At 62.1% G+C, this 16523-nt stretch carries 14 protein-coding genes; 4 read left to right on the forward strand and 10 right to left on the reverse strand.

The genetic code is table 11. The features are described from left to right. Positions 1–357: 357 nt before the first annotated feature. The 7 genes from QRN10_RS00005 to amaB form a co-directional block, all read right to left on the reverse strand. Complete coding sequence (locus QRN10_RS00005) at positions 358–1074, reverse strand: ABC transporter ATP-binding protein (RefSeq protein WP_266245664.1); 717 nt, start codon at positions 1072–1074, stop codon at positions 358–360. Continuing rightward, complete coding sequence (locus QRN10_RS00010) at positions 1071–1946, reverse strand: ABC transporter ATP-binding protein (protein WP_253510189.1); 876 nt, start codon at positions 1944–1946, stop codon at positions 1071–1073. Before QRN10_RS00010 ends, QRN10_RS00005 begins: the two co-directional genes overlap by 4 nt. Then, positions 1943–3220 (reverse strand): high-affinity branched-chain amino acid ABC transporter permease LivM, encoded by a 1278-nt coding sequence (gene livM / locus QRN10_RS00015; RefSeq protein ID WP_253510187.1) that lies wholly within the window; start codon positions 3218–3220, stop codon positions 1943–1945. The genes QRN10_RS00010 and livM overlap by 4 nt, the downstream gene beginning before the upstream one ends. Positions 3221–3223: 3 nt before the next feature. Continuing rightward, positions 3224–4138 (reverse strand): ABC transporter permease subunit, encoded by a 915-nt coding sequence (locus QRN10_RS00020; protein WP_003236186.1) that lies wholly within the window; start codon positions 4136–4138, stop codon positions 3224–3226. Between the two features lie 122 nt (positions 4139–4260). Next, a complete protein-coding gene (locus QRN10_RS00025; RefSeq protein ID WP_181080445.1) occupies positions 4261–5397 on the reverse strand; it encodes a branched-chain amino acid ABC transporter substrate-binding protein in 1137 nt (378 codons plus the stop codon). Between the two features lie 374 nt (positions 5398–5771). After that, entirely contained in the window at positions 5772–7055 is a 1284-nt protein-coding gene (amaA, locus tag QRN10_RS00030) for an L-pipecolate oxidase (protein WP_285427662.1), read from the reverse strand. A gap of 141 nt (positions 7056–7196) precedes the next feature. Beyond that, positions 7197–8687: an L-piperidine-6-carboxylate dehydrogenase gene (gene amaB, locus QRN10_RS00035; RefSeq protein WP_253510184.1), complete on the reverse strand. Its 1491-nt coding sequence runs from the start codon at positions 8685–8687 to the stop codon at positions 7197–7199. 153 nt (positions 8688–8840) lie between these two features. Here amaB and QRN10_RS00040 point away from each other — a divergent pair, with 153 nt between their 5' ends. The 3 genes from QRN10_RS00040 to nadE all read left to right on the forward strand — a co-directional run bounded on the left by QRN10_RS00040 (position 8841) and on the right by nadE (position 11949). After that, entirely contained in the window at positions 8841–9731 is an 891-nt protein-coding gene (locus QRN10_RS00040) for a LysR family transcriptional regulator (RefSeq protein WP_181080448.1), read from the forward strand. A gap of 172 nt (positions 9732–9903) precedes the next feature. Continuing rightward, positions 9904–11118 (forward strand): nicotinate phosphoribosyltransferase, encoded by a 1215-nt coding sequence (gene pncB, locus QRN10_RS00045; RefSeq protein WP_181080449.1) that lies wholly within the window; start codon positions 9904–9906, stop codon positions 11116–11118. 3 nt (positions 11119–11121) lie between these two features. Next, entirely contained in the window at positions 11122–11949 is an 828-nt protein-coding gene (gene nadE, locus QRN10_RS00050; protein WP_181080450.1) for an NAD(+) synthase, read from the forward strand. 105 nt (positions 11950–12054) lie between these two features. Here nadE and azu read toward each other — a convergent pair whose 3' ends face one another. Beyond that, on the reverse strand, positions 12055–12501 hold the full coding sequence (azu, locus tag QRN10_RS00055; protein ID WP_181080451.1) for an azurin: 447 nt from the start codon (positions 12499–12501) through the stop codon (positions 12055–12057). Between the two features lie 333 nt (positions 12502–12834). Between azu and QRN10_RS00060 the strand changes: the two genes are divergently transcribed. Then, positions 12835–13017 (forward strand): hypothetical protein, encoded by a 183-nt coding sequence (locus tag QRN10_RS00060; protein ID WP_181080452.1) that lies wholly within the window; start codon positions 12835–12837, stop codon positions 13015–13017. Between the two features lie 45 nt (positions 13018–13062). Here QRN10_RS00060 and QRN10_RS00065 read toward each other — a convergent pair whose 3' ends face one another. Together QRN10_RS00065 and QRN10_RS00070 are read right to left on the reverse strand one after the other, a co-directional pair. After that, a complete protein-coding gene (locus QRN10_RS00065; protein WP_285427663.1) occupies positions 13063–13953 on the reverse strand; it encodes a transglutaminase family protein in 891 nt (296 codons plus the stop codon). Further along, positions 13953–16439: a circularly permuted type 2 ATP-grasp protein gene (locus QRN10_RS00070; RefSeq protein ID WP_253510180.1), complete on the reverse strand. Its 2487-nt coding sequence runs from the start codon at positions 16437–16439 to the stop codon at positions 13953–13955. The genes QRN10_RS00065 and QRN10_RS00070 overlap by 1 nt, the downstream gene beginning before the upstream one ends. Positions 16440–16523 lie beyond the last annotated feature (84 nt).

Consider the following 16523-nt stretch of genomic DNA (forward strand, 5'->3'; position numbering starts at 1 on the left):
TGATCGTCCCCACGCTCTGCGTGGGAATGCCGCCTGGGACGCTCCGCGTCCCGCCAAGCGCCGCAGGTTTTGGCCACTGTGCACGGGCGACGCGGAGCGTCACGGCTGCATTCCCACGCGGGAGTGTGGGAACGATCTTGATGCCTGGTTGAATGGCGCGCGCTGATCGTTCCCACGCTCTGCGTGGGAATGCCACCTGGGACGCTCCGCGTCCCGCCAGGCGCCGCAGGTTTTGGCCACTGTGCACAGGTGACGCGGAGCGTCGCGGGCTGCATTCCCACGCGGGAGCGTGGGAACGATGCCCCCGGTTTGTACCGGGGCTTGCCCCCTCCCCAGGGTACTGCGTCGTGATTCAGATCAGTGGCCGCCGAGGTAGGCGTTGCGCACTTCCTCATTGACCAGCAGTTCCTTGCCGGTGCCCGTCAGGCGAATCTCACCGTTGACCATCACATACGCGCGGTCCGACAAACGCAGTGCGTGGTTGGCGTTCTGTTCCACCAGAAAAATCGTCATCCCGGTAGCCGCCAACTCGCGCAGGGTGGAAAAGATCTGCTTCACCACAATCGGCGCCAGGCCCAGGCTCGGCTCATCCAACAGCAACAGCTTGGGCCGGCTCATCAGTGCGCGGGCGATGGCGAGCATTTGCTGTTCGCCGCCGGACATGGTCATGGCGCGCTGGTTACGCCGCTCCTTAAGGCGCGGGAACAGCTCGAACATGCGCTGCATATCTTCACCGGCGAACTTGTCACCGATCGGAATGGTGCCCATCAGCAGGTTTTCCTCGACGGTCATATCGGGGAATACCCGCCGCCCTTCCGGCGACTGCGCGATGCCGTTGGAGGCAATGTAGTGGGACGACTTGTGGGTAATGTCGACGCCGTTGTAGAGAATCTGCCCCGACTCGGCCCGTGGCTGGCCGAAGATCGACATCAGCAATGTGGACTTACCCGCACCGTTGGAGCCGATCAGGCTGACGGTTTCGCCTTCGTTAATGTGCAGCGAGACTTTTTTCAGGGCCTGGATCGGGCCGTAGAACACGTCCAATTCCTTCATTTCGAGGATAGGTGCACTCATACCAGTTCCTCTTCGTCGGCGCCCAGGTAGGCGGCGATCACTTTGGGGTCGTTGCGGATCGCGTCCGGCCCGCCCTCGGCGATCACGTTGCCGTGGTCCAGCACCACGATATGATCGGAAATACTCATCACCATGCCCATGTCATGTTCAATCAACACCACCGTAAGGTCGTGTTCGTCGCGCAACAGGCGAATCATCGCGCTGAGGGCTTCGGTTTCCTGGGGGTTGAGGCCCGCCGCCGGCTCGTCCAGGCAGATGATCTGCGGCCGGGTGCACATGGCGCGGGCAATTTCCAGGCGCCGCTGCTGGCCGTAGGAAAGCTCACCGGCCAGCCGGTTGGCGCAGTCCACCAGGTCCACCACTTCCAGCCAGTAGAACGCATGGTCAAGGGCGTCACTCTCGGCCTTGCGGTAACCCTTGGTGTTGAGGATGCCCGCCAGCATGTTGCGGTTGACCCACATGTGCTGCGCCACCAGCAGGTTTTCCACCACGGACATTTCCTTGAACAGGCGGATATTCTGGAACGTACGCGCCAGCCCCGCGCGGTTCACCAAGTGGGTGCCGCCGAACATTTTGTAGTACACGCGGCTGAGGAAGCTTTTCGGCGACACGAAATCGGTGGCCTGGAAGCGCTCGCCCAGCAGCTGGATCACGTTGGTCTGCTTGCCACGCACATTGAGCTGGATCTTGCCGCCACTGGCTTTGTAGAAACCGGTAAGGCAGTTGAACACCGTGGTCTTGCCGGCGCCGTTGGGGCCGATCAGGGCGAAGATAGAGTTGCGTTCGACCTTGAGGCTCACATCGCTCAGGGCCTTGATGCCACCGAAGTGCATCATCAGGTGTTCCACGGAAAGCACGACTTCCTTATTCATGGCGCCACTCCCTTGCGCGGTGTCACACCGGTGCGGCTGATGCGGATCAAACCGCGCGGTCGCCAGATCATCATCACCACCATCAACACCCCGAACAGCAGCACGCGGTATTCCGAGAAGCTGCGCAGCAGTTCCGGTGCGACGGTCAATACGAACGCGGCAATCACCACGCCCACCGTCGAGCCCATGCCGCCCAACACCACGATGGCCAGGATCAACGCCGATTCGAAGAAGGTGAACGACGACGGGTTGACGAAACCTTGGTAACTGGCGAAGAACACACCGGCCAGGCCGGCCGTGGAAGCGCCGATGGTGAACGCCGAGAGCTTGACCAGTACATGGTTCAGGCCCATGGAGCGGCAGGCGATCTCATCCTCGCGCAGGGCTTCCCAGGCACGACCGACCGGCATGCGCGTGAGGCGATGCTTGATGTACAGCACGGCCAGCACCACCAGGAACAGCACGATGTAGATGAACATGAACTTGATATTGGCGTTGTACTCGATGCCGAAGAACTCGTGGAACGGAATCCCACCCTCCTTGGCTTTGCGCCCGAACTCAAGGCCCAGGAAGGTCGGCGAAGGCACCGGCATACCGTTCGGGCCGCCGGTGAACGACAACCAGTTGTTGAGGACCAGGCGAATGATTTCACCAAAGCCCAGGGTCACGATGGCCAGGTAGTCACCGTGCATTCGCAGCACCGGGAAGCCGAGTATGCAGCCCGCCAGCGCCGCTGCGATGGCTGCCAGTGGCAGCACGCTCCAGAAGCCCAGGCCCAGGTACTGATAACCCAGCGCCAGGCCGTAGGCACCGATGGCGTAGAACGCCACGTAACCCAGGTCGAGCAGCCCGGCCAGGCCGACCACGATGTTCAGGCCCAGGCCCAGCAACACATAGATCAGGCCGAGGATCACCACGGTCAGCAGGTATTTGTTGGCGAAGATGGGGAACACGATGGCGATCACAATCAGCGCCGGGATGATCCAGCGCAGCCGCGACTTGTAGTCAGGCGCCAGCACATGCACACCCGAGCCGCTGCTTTCAAAACCCTGCAGGATCTTCACGCCCTTGGGGGTTTGCAGGAACAGGCTCATGGCGAAGCGGCCGACCATCACGATGGCGACCAACAGGCCCACACGCGCCGGTTCCAGGTTGAAGCTATAGCCGTCGAGGACCACGCCGACGATCGGGCCGAACACGATCAGCGAAATCAGCCCGGCAAGGACCGTATCGACGACACTTTTCTTGATATCGATGGGTTTGGCAGCAGACATGTTTTACACCTTAGCCACGAGCGGACGACCCAGCAGGCCCTGAGGACGGAAAATCAGGATCACCACCAGCAGGGAGAAACTGAATACGTCTTTGTAGTCAGAGTTGATCAACCCCGAGAACAGCGATTCGGAAATCCCGAGGATGATCCCGCCGAGCATCGCCCCAGGCAGGGAACCGATGCCGCCGAGAACCGCGGCGGTGAAGGCCTTGATGCCAATGATGAAACCGGCATAGAAATCGAACGTGCCGTAGTTGAGGGTGATCAATACGCCGGCCAGCGCGGCCATGGCGGCACCGATCACAAACACGTAGGAAATCACGCGGTCGGTGTTGATCCCCAGGATCGAGGCCATCTTGCGGTCTTGCTGGGTAGCGCGGCACATGCGGCCGAGCTTGGTGTACTTGATGATGTAGGTGAGCAACGCCATGCCGGCAAACGCCGCCACGAGGATGAAGACCTTGGTGTACGTCAGTTGGACGAACCCGCTGCCGATGTCGACGCGCCAGGCGCCGGCCAGCAGGGTGGGGATGCCTTGTTGTTTCGCGCCCTGGGCGATCTGCGCGTAGTTCTGCAGGATCAGGGAGATGCCGATGGCGCTGATCAGCGGGGCCAATCGGGTGGAGTTGCGCAGCGGTTTGTAGGCGACACGCTCGATGACCCAGCCGTACACGCCGGTGACGACTACGGTGAAGATCAAAGTGCCGAGAATGAGCAGCGGGAAGGATTCGATGCCGAAGTAAGCCAGCAGTGCCAGACTGATCGCCGCGAGGTAAGCGGAAATCATATAAACCTCGCCGTGGGCGAAGTTGATCATGCCAATGATGCCGTAGACCATTGTGTAGCCGATGGCGATCAGGCCATAGACCGACCCGAGGGTCAGCCCATTGACCAGTTGCTGCAGGAAAATACCATCCATAACGCAATCTCACGCGGTGAGCACCTGCACACCCTGAGGTGCGCGGCGCTTCTGGAGGAAAAGTCAGATCTCAAACACAACACTGTCCCACTGTGGGAGGGGCTTGCCCCCTCCCACATGGATTACTTCTGCTTTTCCAGCTGGTGGTATTTGCCGTCTTTATCCCACTGGTAAACCACGTAGTCGGAGATTTTCAGGTCGCCCTTGGCGTCCCAGGTCTTCTCGCCCATCACGGTCTTGACCGGATTGGCTTTGAGCCATTTGGCGGCGTCTTCGCCTTTGTTGGATTTGGCGCCATTGAAGCCGGCGGCCAGGGCCTGGATCGAGGCATAGGCGTACAAGGTGTAGCCTTCGGGCTCGGTGCCGTTTTTGCGGAACTCTTCCACGACGGTCTTGCTGTCCGGCAGCAGGCGCGGGTCGGCGCCGAAGGTCATGTAGACGCCATCCACATACTGCGCACCACCGGCGGTAGCCACCAATTCGTCAGTCACGATGCCGTCATCGGACATGAACTTGACGTCCTTGAGGCCCGCTTCACGAATCTGGCGAACCAGGGGACCGGCTTCCGGGTGCAGGCCACCGAAGTACACAACGTCGGCGCCCAGGGAGCGGATCTTGGTGACCAGGGCGCTGAAGTCTTTCTCGCCACGGGTCAGGCCTTCTTCCAGCACCGGCTTGACGCCACGCTTGGTCAACTGCGCAGCGGTGGCGTCGGCCAGGCCCTTGCCGTAGGTGTCCTTGTCGTTGATCACCGCGATTTTCTTGCCCTTGAGCACATCGACGATGTAGTCGCCGGCGACGATGCCCTGCTGGTCGTCACGCCCGCACATGCGGAACATGGCGCCCAGGCCGCGCTCGGTGACCTGCGGGTTGGTAGAGCCTGGGGTGATCGCGATGATGCCCGCTTCGTCATACACCTCGGACGCCGGGATGGTGTTCGACGAGCAGAAGTGCCCGACCACGCCGATGACTTTGTCCTGGTCCGCCAGGCGGTTGGCGACGGCCACGGCCTGCTTGGGTTCGCAGGCGTCGTCACCGGCCACCAGCTTGATCTGTTCGCCGTTGATGCCGCCAGCCTTGTTGATCACATCGGCTGCCGCCTGGGCACCCTTCATGTATTGCTCACCGAAAGCGGCGTTGGCGCCGGTCATCGGCCCCGCTACGCCAATCTTCACATCAGCTTGAACAAACGCAGAAACACCCAGCGCCGCTGCCACGGCGAGAGCAAGAAAGCCTTTCTTGTAAAACGTCTGGGACATGAGTGGTGCTCCGATATTTTTGATTTTAGGCACGACAACTTGCATTCAAACTTTTCACCGAAAGCTCAGAGCAAGCCGCGTGCCATTACGTTTTTATTCTTCAAAAAGACACGGTGTCATTGTTATTGCAGGCGTTTCGTCTCCGCATGCCAGCACGTGCAACCCTCTGGCACGCCCAGGTGCAACCTAAAGCTGTAAAAGGTACAACCATTACCGGTCGCACCTGCAACCAGAGCGATAAACACCACTTCCTACAGCGGTAACCGTAGGCGTAACGGAACTGCACATTTACAGTGCGCGTTTGCTACGACTTGCACCAATACAGATGAGTAGCCTGCTAAGAAAATGCGCGGCTTTGGGGGGTATTTCGCTGATCAGATAACGATCCTCAGGCATTGCCCCGCGTGATACAGCGAGAACCCGGCTTCATACAGGCAGCTGCGCAGGCCCACCGCCGCCAGTGGTTGCATCGGCGCAAACGGGATCGGCAGCGCCTGGGGATTCTGGTGACATAGATACTCGGCAAACGCCTTACCCACCACACTGCCGGTGGTCACGCCCCGCCCGTTGTAGCCGGTAACCGCCACCAACCCCGGGGCCGGCTCGAACAAGCGCATCAAGTGGTCGGGAGTAAAGGCGATGCAGCCGGTCCAGGTATATTCCCACTGCACCGATTTGAGGTACGGAAAGTAGTGCTGTTGCACCCGGTCGGCCCACGCCTTGAGGAACCACGTCGGTTTCTGGTTGCCATTGCCCAGGCTGCCGAGCAGCAGCCGGCCATCGGCATCGCGGCGGATGCTGCTCAAGACTTGGCGGGTGTCCCAGGAGCCCTGTCCACCGGGCAGGATTTGCTCGGCGGCGGCGTCTGCCAACGGGGCCGACGCGACTTGGTAGTAATAACCGGGGAAGAAGTTTCGTCGCAGCGCGGTCCATTCGCCTTCGGTGTAGGCGTTGGAGGCGATGACCACTTGGGCGGCACGCACCGCACCGTCGGCGGTCTGGACCGACCAGTCCGAGCCTTGGCGCTCCAGCCGCGTCACGGGGGAATGATCGAACAGTTGCCCACCCAGCCCTGCCGCCGCATTTGCCAGGCCGGTGGTGTAGGCCATGGGGTTGAGCGTGCCCGCGCGCCGGTCCAGCAAGGCGGCAGCGATCTTTTTGGTTCCGGTGGCGTGCTCGCAGGCTTGGCCGGTGAGTAATTCGACAGGCGCGCCACGGCGCTTCCATTGTTCCTCACGGCTGCGCAAGTCCGCCTCGCCACGGGCGTTGTGCGCCATGTGCAACGTGCCTTCGCGACGCAATTGGCAATCGATGGCGTATTTGTCGATCAGGCTGAACACCAGCGCCGGCGCCGCGCCGAGCATGCGGTTGAGCTGGCTGCCCACCGCTTCGCCGAAACCGGCTTCAATCTCGTCCGGCGGGATCCACAAGCCGGCATTCACCAACCCGACATTGCGCCCGGAACCGCCATGCCCGCTGCGATGGGCTTCGAGCACGGCGACGCTTTTACCCTGTTCCAGCAAATGGATCGCCGCCGATAGGCCGGTGATCCCGGCGCCGATCACGCACACATCCACCTTGACCTCGCCGTTGAGCGCGGCACGATCCGGCCGGCTGGGGGTAAGGTGTTCCCACAAACATGCTTCGCGTAGTGCCATTGCCAGACTCCGGGATGAACTCACAACCGATCGTTCCCACGCGGAGCGTGGGAATGTAGCCCAGGACGCTCCGCGTCCGCTTTCAGGTCGTGACGCGGAGCGTCACAGGATGCATTCCCACGCGGAGCGTGGGAACGATCATCAGTCGAAGGTGATGCCTTGCGCTAATGGCAACTCCAGCGAGTAGTTCACGGTGTTGGTCTGGCGGCGCATGTACCCGCGCCACGCATCGGAACCGGATTCACGCCCGCCGCCGGTCTCTTTCTCGCCACCGAACGCGCCGCCGATTTCCGCGCCGCTCGGGCCGATGTTGACGTTGGCGATGCCACAGTCGCTGCCCACCGCCGACATGAATTGCTCAGCCTCGCGCACATCGGTGGTGAAGATGCACGAGGACAGGCCTTGGGGCACGGCGTTGTTCAGGCGCAGGGCTTCGGCGAAGTCGGTGTAGCCGACCACATACAGGATCGGCGCGAAGGTTTCGGTGCACACCACGTCGCTCTGCTCGGGCATTTCCACGATGGCCGGCGATACGTAGTAGGCGTCGGGGAAGGTGTCTTCCAGCTGGCGCTTGCCGCCGAACACCTTGCCGCCTTCGCTCAAGGCTTGCTCTAGGGCGTCCTGCATGTTGTCGAAGCCGTGCTTGTCGATCAACGGGCCGACCAGGTTGCCTTCCAGCGGGTGGCCGATGCGTACTTTCGAATACGCGGCCTTGAGACGGGTGACGATTTCGTCCTTGACCGACTCGTGGGCGATCAGCCGACGCAGGGTGGTGCATCGCTGACCAGCGGTGCCGACCGCGCTGAACAAGATGGCGCGCACGGCCATGTCCAGGTCGGCGCTCGGGCCGAGGATCATGGCGTTGTTGCCGCCCAATTCGAGGATGCTGCGGGCGAAACGCGCGGCGACTTTGGGCGCCACTTCGCGGCCCATGCGGGTGCTGCCGGTGGCGCTGATCAGAGCCACGCGCGGATCGTCCACCAACGCGGCGCCGGCATCGCGACCGCCGATGATCACCTGGCTCAGGTACTCGGGGGCATCGCTGAAGGTTTTCGCGACGCGCTCGAACAGCGCCTGGCAGGCCAACGCGGTGAGCGGGGTCTTTTCCGACGGTTTCCAGATCACGGCATTGCCGCATACCAGCGCCAGGGCGGTGTTCCAGGCCCACACTGCGACCGGAAAGTTGAACGCGCTGATCACGCCGACCACGCCCAGCGGGTGCCAGGTTTCACGCATATGGTGGCCAGGGCGCTCAGAGGCGATGGTCAAGCCGTACAGCTGACGGGACAGGCCGACGGCGAAGTCGCAGATGTCGATCATTTCCTGCACTTCACCCAAGCCCTCCTGGGTGATCTTGCCGGCTTCCCAGGACACCAGCTCGCCCAGGTCGGCCTTGTACTGGCGCAGGACATCGCCGAACTGGCGCACCAACTCACCGCGACGCGGCGCCGGCACCTTGCGCCAGGCCTCGAATGCATGCTCGGCGCGACTGACCTGTTGCTCCACCTCGGCGGCGCCTTCCCAGTGCACGCTGCCGATACGGCTGCCATCGATCGGCGAGTGCACGGGGTGTTTACCCGACTGGTACAACGCCGGGTTCACCCCGAGACGATCAAGCAATGCGGCAACCATGGGTCACTCCTTCAATCTGTGTAGAAAAAAAAGCGCCGCGGCCCGCACGACGATCCAAGGCTTATTTGTAGCTGGCCCAAGACTTGCCAACAAACGACGATTAGGCGAGATATCATTCCGTTTATTCATGCCAGGAATAAAAAGAGGCACGCCGTGCTGAATAAAAGACATTTGCCCTCGATCACCGCCCTGCAGTGTTTCGAAGCGGCCACCCGTCACCTGAGTTTTACCCGCGCCGCGGAGGAGCTGAACCTCACCCAGAGCGCGGTGAGCAAGCAGGTGGCGCAATTGGAAGAGTTGCTGCAGCACCTGCTGTTCCGCCGCGTGCGGCGCCGCCTGCAGATGACGCCGGCGGGCGATTTGTACCTGGTGGAGGTGCGCAAGATCCTTACGCAGGTAGAGATGTCCACCCACTACCTGCGCTCCTACGGCGGTGAGACCGAAGTACTGCGCGTGTCTACGCCCTACACCTTCGGCGCGCGCTGGTTGGTGCCGCGCCTGAAGGGCTGGCGCCTGCGTCACCCGCAGATCCATCTGGACCTGTGCAACGAGCAGGAGCCGGACGAGCTGCTGCAAGGCAAGGCCGACATGGCGTTCTACTTCGGCCAGGGTGCGCGGCCGGGCACCGAGAGCCTGAAACTGTTCAGCGAAGAGCTGGTGCCGGTGTGCGCCCCGGAGAGCCTGCCGGCGCAGCCCTTCACCGATCCCACGCAGTTGAGCAACCTGGTGCTGCTGCAAAATGCTTCGCGCCCCCAGGGCTGGCACGACTGGTTTGCCGACCAGGGTTATCACACCGAGCACAGCTACCACGGCCCGCGTTTCGACACTTTCTATATGTGCATCCGCGCGGCGCAGGTGGGGTGCGGCGTGGCGTTATTGCCACGCTTTCTGGTGGAAGAAGAATTGGCCGACGGCAAGCTCGTGATCCCCTGGCAGCATGCGATGCCCAGCCAGGACGCGTATTACCTGGCCTACCCGGAGCACGCAGCCGAAGTGCCCAAGGTGCGCGAATTTGTGAAGTGGATGATGGAGCAGGTGATCTAGTGCCTGGAGTGGAATGCATTTCAAATGTGGGAGGGGGCTTGCCCCCGATGAGGCCAGTGGCCTCCCCGAAAAAATGTCTGGCAAAACCCCTCAGGTCTATGCGCCACTAGCCCCCTTTTAAATTCGTGAGTAAAGGTCGGCCCCCGCGCCGATCCATCTGGAGATTCCCGTTATGAGCGAGAGCGTGTTTGCCGATCGCATCGTGCAGAACCTGCTCGACACCGACTTCTACAAACTGACCATGATGCAGGCGGTGCTGCACAACTACCCCAACGTGGAAGTTGAATGGGAATTCCGTTGCCGTAACAGCGAAGACCTGCGGCCCTACCTGGCGGAGATCCGCTACCAGATCGAGCGCCTCGCCGAGCTGAGCCTGAGCCCGGACCAACTGGGGTTCCTGGAACGCATCAGCTTTATGAAGCCGGACTTTTTGCGCTTCCTCGGGCTGTTTCGCTTCAACCTGCGCTATGTGCAGACCGGTATCGAAAACGGCGAGCTGTTCATCCGCCTGCGCGGGCCCTGGTTGCATGTGATCCTGTTCGAAGTGCCGTTGCTGGCCATTGTCAGCGAAGTGCGCAACCGCTACCGCTACCAGACCGTAATCCTCGAACAGGCCCGCGAGCAGTTGTACCGCAAGTTCGATTGGCTGACGGCCAACGCCGGCAGCGATGAGCTGTCGGAGCTGCAAGTGGCCGACTTCGGCACGCGTCGGCGCTTCTCGTACCGGGTGCAGGAAGAAGTGGTCAGTGTGCTCAAGCATGACTTCCCCGGGCGGTTCGTCGGCACCAGCAACGTGCACCTGGCCCGCGAGTTCAACATGAAGCCCCTGGGCACCATGGCCCATGAATGGATCATGGCTCATCAGCAACTCGGCCCGCGCCTGATCGACAGCCAGATCGCCGCGCTCGATTGCTGGGTGCGCGAATACCGTGGCCTGTTGGGCATCGCCCTGACCGATTGCATCACCACCGATGCGTTCCTCGGCGACTTCGACCTGTACTTCGCCAAGCTCTTCGACGGCCTGCGCCACGACTCCGGCGACCCGGTGCAATGGGCGGAAAAAGCCATCGCGCATTATCACAAGCTGGGCATCGAGCCGATGAGCAAGACGCTGGTGTTCTCCGACAGCCTGTCGCTGCCCAAGGCCCTGGAGATCTTCCGCGCGCTGCGAGGCCGCATTAACGTGAGCTTCGGCATCGGCACCAACCTGACCTGTGACATTCCAGGGGTGGAGCCGATGAGCATTGTGCTTAAAATGACCGCCTGCAATGGCCAGCCCGTGGCGAAGATCTCCGATGAACCGGGCAAGACCCAATGCACCGACCCGAATTTTGTCGCCTATCTGCGTCACGTTTTCAAAGTACCTGCCCTATCCAACAAGGAGTGAAGCATGCAAGCCGTACAGCGTGAGATCGCGCAGCAGCTCAAGGTCCAAGCGCCATTCAACGACCAGGCCGCGCTTGAGGCCGAAGTAGCGCGGCGCGTGGCGTTTATTCAGGACTGCCTGCGCAATTCCGGGCTCAAGGCCCTGGTGTTGGGCATCAGCGGCGGCGTCGACTCCCTGACCGCTGGCCTGCTGGCCCAACGGGCGATGCAGGAGCTGCGCGCCAGCACCGGTGACCAGGCGTATCGCTTCATCGCCGTGCGCCTGCCTTACGAAACCCAGTTCGATGAAATCGATGCCCAGGCGTCGGTAGACTTTATCGAGCCGGACGAGCGTCACACCGTCAACATTGGCCCGGCGGTCAAAGCCCTGGCCAGTGAAGTGGCGGCGTTTGAAGGCAAGGCGGCGGTGTCCCGTGATTTCGTGCTGGGCAACACCAAGGCGCGCATGCGCATGGTGGCGCAATACACCATCGCCGGCGCGGCCGGCGGCCTGGTGATCGGTACCGACCATGCGGCGGAAGCGGTGATGGGCTTTTTTACCAAATTCGGGGATGGGGCGTGCGACCTGGCGCCGTTGAGCGGGTTGGTGAAAAACCAGGTGCGTGCGATTGCGCGGCATTTTGGCGCGCCGGAATCACTGGTTGAGAAGGTGCCGACCGCCGACCTGGAAGACTTGTCGCCGGGCAAGCCGGATGAGGCGTCACATGGTGTGACTTACGCTGAGATCGATGCATTCCTGCACGGCGAGCCGGTGCGGGAAGAGGCGTTCAGGATTATCTGCGAGACGTATCGCAAGACCGAGCACAAGCGGGTCATGCCGTTTGCGCCGTGAGGTGAACCAGGCAGAAAGTCATCGGGGGCAAGCCCCCTCCCACAGTTGACTGTATTCACAATCCAAGGTGGGAGGGGGCTTGCCCCCGATGAACGGTTACGCGCCTTACTTGACGACCACAGTGCCTTTCATCATCGAGATGTGGCCTGGGAACGAGCAGAAGAACGCGTAATCGGTACCCGCAGCCAGTTTCGACACGTCGAAGGTCACGGAATCTTTCTCGCCGGCACCGATGATCTTGGTGTGGGCGATGATGCGGCTGTCGCCTTCTTTCAGGTAGTTCTTGTCGATACCGGCGGCCATCCCATCGGTAGCCACCGGCTGCATGTCAGCGGCGCTGGTGAGCACCCAGTTATGACCCATGACGTTCTTCGGCAGGCTGCCGGAATGAGTCAGCTCGACGGTGAATGTCTTGCAGCTCTTGTCGATCGTGATTTCCTTGGTGTTGAAGGACATCTGGTCAGTCGAGTCGACGGTGACCTTGCACTCTGCAGCCAGCAACTGGCCGCTGGCCAATGTCAGCAGGGAAACAGCAACGATTTTGGCAAACATGTGAATCTCCAAGGCAGGGTTAAAAACGCATGATGCGGCAAGGGTGCCTGAGACAGGCACGATTTCCTATGATCTGAATCAACAGATTGTATACAACTTTAGGCTATCAGACCTATCGACACAATCAACCGGCCAAAGTGCCGCAGGCTGCCTATGATCGGCTCCATCACCTATCTGGAGCCCGCGCCATGTACCTCAACCAATTGTTCAACGGCCTGCTGGCCGCTTACGCCTGCGGTAAGTGAAGGCCAAGCGCGCTGCTAAGCTGCTACCATGGCGACCCGAGGCAGCCGCGCGCCGCCCACCCTCACCTTCGACCCTAGAGGATTGCCCATGGCCAAACCTAATTACTCCTTCGCCAAACGTCAGAGAGACTTGGCCAAGGAACAGAAGAAAGAGGAAAAGCTGCAACGCAAGAAAGCCGCTGCCGATGAAGAGGCCGGCGCCCTCAACCCGGAAGTTGACGGTGAAGTAACGAGCGACGAAACCGAAACACCAAAAGATCCTGCCGAATAATTCCTTTGTGGTGAACAGGCCCGCCCCGTTCACCACAATCCACCATTACTCCAGCGGCATTACCGTCACCCGCACTTCCGGGTCATGGCTGCCTCCCCCCAGAATCACCCCACGCAACGGCGACACATCGGAAAAATCCCGGCCCCAGGCCAGGGTGATGTGCTCCAGTGCCGGCTGCACATTATTCGTCGGATCGAAATCCACCCAGCCTGACACCGGGCAATACACCGAGACCCACGCATGGGACGCATCGGCGCCGATCAGCCGTGCCTGGCCGGGTGGCGGCTGCGTGAGCAGATAACCGCTGATGTAACGCGCCGCCAGACCGCGCGAGCGCAGACACGCAAGCATCAAGTGGGCGAAGTCCTGGCATACGCCGCGACGGCGTTCCAGCACCTCCACCAGCGGTGTAGCGACCTGGGTGGCTTCGGCATCGAAGGTGAATTCGCTGAAGATCTTCTGCATCAACGCCTGCACGCCCAGCAGCAATGGCCGCCCCGGCGCGAAACAGCTTTGCGAGAAGTCGACGAAGGTTTGCTTCAAATGCACATAGGGCGACTCGAAGCGATAGCGGCAGGCTTCGATCGCCTCGGGCGACATCGGCCGGCTGCTGTAGGTCAGGCTGTCGCGGGTCTGGTCCCACGCCGGCGACCGAGCGAAATCCGGCGCCGGCCGCGCCAGCACTTCCACGGTCAGCCCGGCATTGACCAGCAGTTCATCGTGGGGCCGCTCGAAGGCCAGGCGGGTGATGGGGTTGCCGAACACATCCAGCTCGTCGCGGCGTGAGGACGGCTGCGGGCTGATATCCAATTGTTGCGCGCTGCAGCGCTGCCACTCACACGCACGCGGCCACAGATGCGCCAACTGCTGGGCCAGGGACACCGGGCTGTCGTAGTGGTAATGGGTATCGTGGAAAATCTGGTAGCGCGCACTCATCACAGCGACACCGTTTGCTGGCTTACATCATCCACATGAGCGAAGTGGCGCAGCGCCAGGCGATCCGACACTTGCCCACTCTCCTCGGCCACCGCTTGCAGCAGGTCGGCCAGGCCATCCAACGCGGCGCGTACGCCGGACTCGCCGAACAGCGGGTTCTCCAGGCAACTCAGGTCGAAGCGCGTGAGACGCTCCACCAACGGTCCCAGACCGGTTTCCCGCGGCACGCCAAAGTCGTCGTTGAGCCGTCGCAACGTGCGACTCACCAGTTTGAGCTGGAACAACACCGCATGAGGGTTCTGCTCGTCCAGCAACAACAGGTCGAGCACCGGGATCAGTTGCGGCACCGCCAGGTAGCGCGAGCGGTAGGTGATGCTGCTGTTGCCCAATTCCAGCAACCATTCCAGCCCCGCTTGATCGAACACCGCCACGCCGCGCAGGAACGCCGCAAGGCTGCTGCTGAGAAACTGCAGACGCTCGATGCGCCGCCCCATCATCAAGAAGCGCCAGCCCTCATCGCGGGTCATGTCGTCCAGGGCGAACCCGGACAGCGCCGCGAGGGACATCACCAGGCGGTTGAGAAAGTCCAGCAGCTCGCCGAAGTCCGCCGTCTCGCGCGCAAGCTCCAAGGCTTCGCGTTGCAGCTCCACCAGGGCCTGCCAGTTTTCCCGGGACAACTTGCCCCGCACCTGAGACGCCGCCCACTGCAAGCGTTGCAGGTTAGCGCGCAGGCTCGACGGCCAATCGTCACCGAGCAACGCGGCCAGCAGGCGCTCGGGCAGCTCGCCCTCCTCCGGCAACAAGCGCAGGTTCTCGCCCAGCGCCACCGCCGCCTGCAACGCTAGCGGGTCGTCGCCGTCGACGTAGCGCGCCAACACGATCCGCAGCCAGCGCGCGCTGTCATCGCAGCGTTCGCAATAACGGCCAAACCAGAACAGGTTTTCCACTACCCGCGAGGGCAGATAGGGGTCGCGGCGCACCAGGTCATGGGCGCCGATGGGGCGTTGCGCGCGCCACTGTTCGCCGCCAGGTGTGCGCTCACCGAGGACCCAGGTGTCTTTGCTCGCGCCGCCGCGTTGCATCGACACCACCTCGGCATCGGCTTCGGCGGCCACACGCGTCAGCCCGCCGGGCAACACACGATAGCCGTCGTCGCTGGCCACGGCGTACACGCGCATGCCGATGGCACGGTGTTGCAGGTGATCCTCTTCGGTGTGCCACACCGGCGCCTGGGACAATTGCGCCAGCTCCTGGGCCACGTACGCGTAAGGGCGCGCGCGCATGCGTTGGGTCAGGGCCTGGCGCTGCGCATCGTCCAGATCGCGGCCAAACACGGGGGTAAAACTCTGCGACGCAAATGCCGGTTTGATCAGCAGTTCCGGCAGTTTGTGCAAGGCTTCGGCAAGCACCGGCGCCTCGCCGCACCACCAGGTGGCGATGGACGGCAGGATCAGTTCTTCGCCAAACAGAAACTGGTTGATCTTCGGCAGAAAGCCCAGCAAACCCGGAGACTCCAGCACGCCGCTGCCCAGGGCATTGGCCACCAGCACATGGCCCTGGCGCACCGCGTCGAGCAGGCCCGGCACGCCCAGGGCCGAGTCGGTGCGCAGCTCCAACGGGTCGCAGAAGTCGTCGTCGAGGCGGCGCATGATCGCGTGCACCCGGCGCAGGCCGCTGAGGGTCTTGAGAAACACACGGCTGTCGCGCACGGTGAGATCGCCGCCTTCCACCAGCGGGTAACCGAGCTGGCGCGCGAGGTAGAGATGTTCGAAATAGCTCTCGTTGAAACGCCCAGGGGTAAGCAGCACAATCAGCGGTGTCTGATCATCGCCGGGGGCCTGACGCGCCAGGGTTTCCTGCAATGTGCGGAAGAAACCGGTGAGATGCTGCACCTGCAGATCGCGATACAAGTCCGGGAAGGCGCGAGACACGATGGTGCGGTTTTCCAGGGCGTAGCCTGCACCGGAGGGCGCCTGGGTACGGTCGGCGGTGACCCACCAGCGGCCATCCGGGGTGCGCGCCAGGTCTACCGCATACAGGTGCAAAAACGCGCCGTCGGGCGGCTGGATGCCCTGGCACGGCCATAGGAAGTTGTTATGCCCGAATACCAGTTCCGCCGGCAGCAGGCCTTCCTTGATCAAGCGCTGCGGGCCATACAGATCGGCCAGCACCGCGTTGAGCAAGCGCGCGCGCTGCGCGATACCGGCCGCCAGGTGCTGCCACTCGTCAAAGGCCAGCACATGGGGCAGCAGGTCCAATTCCCATGGGCGGTCGGCGCCTTTAGGGTCGGCGTAGACGTTGTAGGTCACGCCGTTTTCCTGGATCTGCCGGGTCAACAGCGCCTGACGCTGGGCCAACTGCGCGGGGGTGCTGCGTTGCAGGTGATCGAGCAGGCGTCGCCAATGGGCACGCACTGCGCCGCTGTCGTCCAGCAATTCGTGATAAGTGCCCGCGGTCAGCGGGTAACGGTCGAGCAAGTCGGACATGGAACGCTCGGCAGAGGCAAAGGGGCTCAGATTAACTCAGATTCATTGCAATCAACGGTGGGCGGGAGCTGGCCCTCCCACCTT

The organism is Pseudomonas sp. lyk4-R2A-8 (assembly GCF_030209095.1).
Lineage (GTDB): Bacteria > Pseudomonadota > Gammaproteobacteria > Pseudomonadales > Pseudomonadaceae > Aquipseudomonas > Aquipseudomonas quebecensis.

Coding starts and splice junctions, on each gene's coding strand:
- QRN10_RS00020 (WP_003236186.1), bottom strand. CDS start 4,138: ATGGATGGTATTTTCCTGCAGCAACTGGTCAATGGGCTGACCCTCGGG.
- amaB (WP_253510184.1), bottom strand. CDS start 8,687: ATGGTTGCCGCATTGCTTGATCGTCTCGGGGTGAACCCGGCGTTGTAC.
- QRN10_RS00010 (WP_253510189.1), bottom strand. CDS start 1,946: ATGAATAAGGAAGTCGTGCTTTCCGTGGAACACCTGATGATGCACTTC.
- QRN10_RS00060 (WP_181080452.1), top strand. CDS start 12,835: ATGGCCAAACCTAATTACTCCTTCGCCAAACGTCAGAGAGACTTGGCC.
- QRN10_RS00070 (WP_253510180.1), bottom strand. CDS start 16,439: ATGTCCGACTTGCTCGACCGTTACCCGCTGACCGCGGGCACTTATCAC.
- QRN10_RS00025 (WP_181080445.1), bottom strand. CDS start 5,397: ATGTCCCAGACGTTTTACAAGAAAGGCTTTCTTGCTCTCGCCGTGGCA.
- pncB (WP_181080449.1), top strand. CDS start 9,904: ATGAGCGAGAGCGTGTTTGCCGATCGCATCGTGCAGAACCTGCTCGAC.
- livM (WP_253510187.1), bottom strand. CDS start 3,220: ATGTCTGCTGCCAAACCCATCGATATCAAGAAAAGTGTCGTCGATACG.
- amaA (WP_285427662.1), bottom strand. CDS start 7,055: ATGGCACTACGCGAAGCATGTTTGTGGGAACACCTTACCCCCAGCCGG.
- QRN10_RS00005 (WP_266245664.1), bottom strand. CDS start 1,074: ATGAGTGCACCTATCCTCGAAATGAAGGAATTGGACGTGTTCTACGGC.
- azu (WP_181080451.1), bottom strand. CDS start 12,501: ATGTTTGCCAAAATCGTTGCTGTTTCCCTGCTGACATTGGCCAGCGGC.
- nadE (WP_181080450.1), top strand. CDS start 11,122: ATGCAAGCCGTACAGCGTGAGATCGCGCAGCAGCTCAAGGTCCAAGCG.
- QRN10_RS00065 (WP_285427663.1), bottom strand. CDS start 13,953: ATGAGTGCGCGCTACCAGATTTTCCACGATACCCATTACCACTACGAC.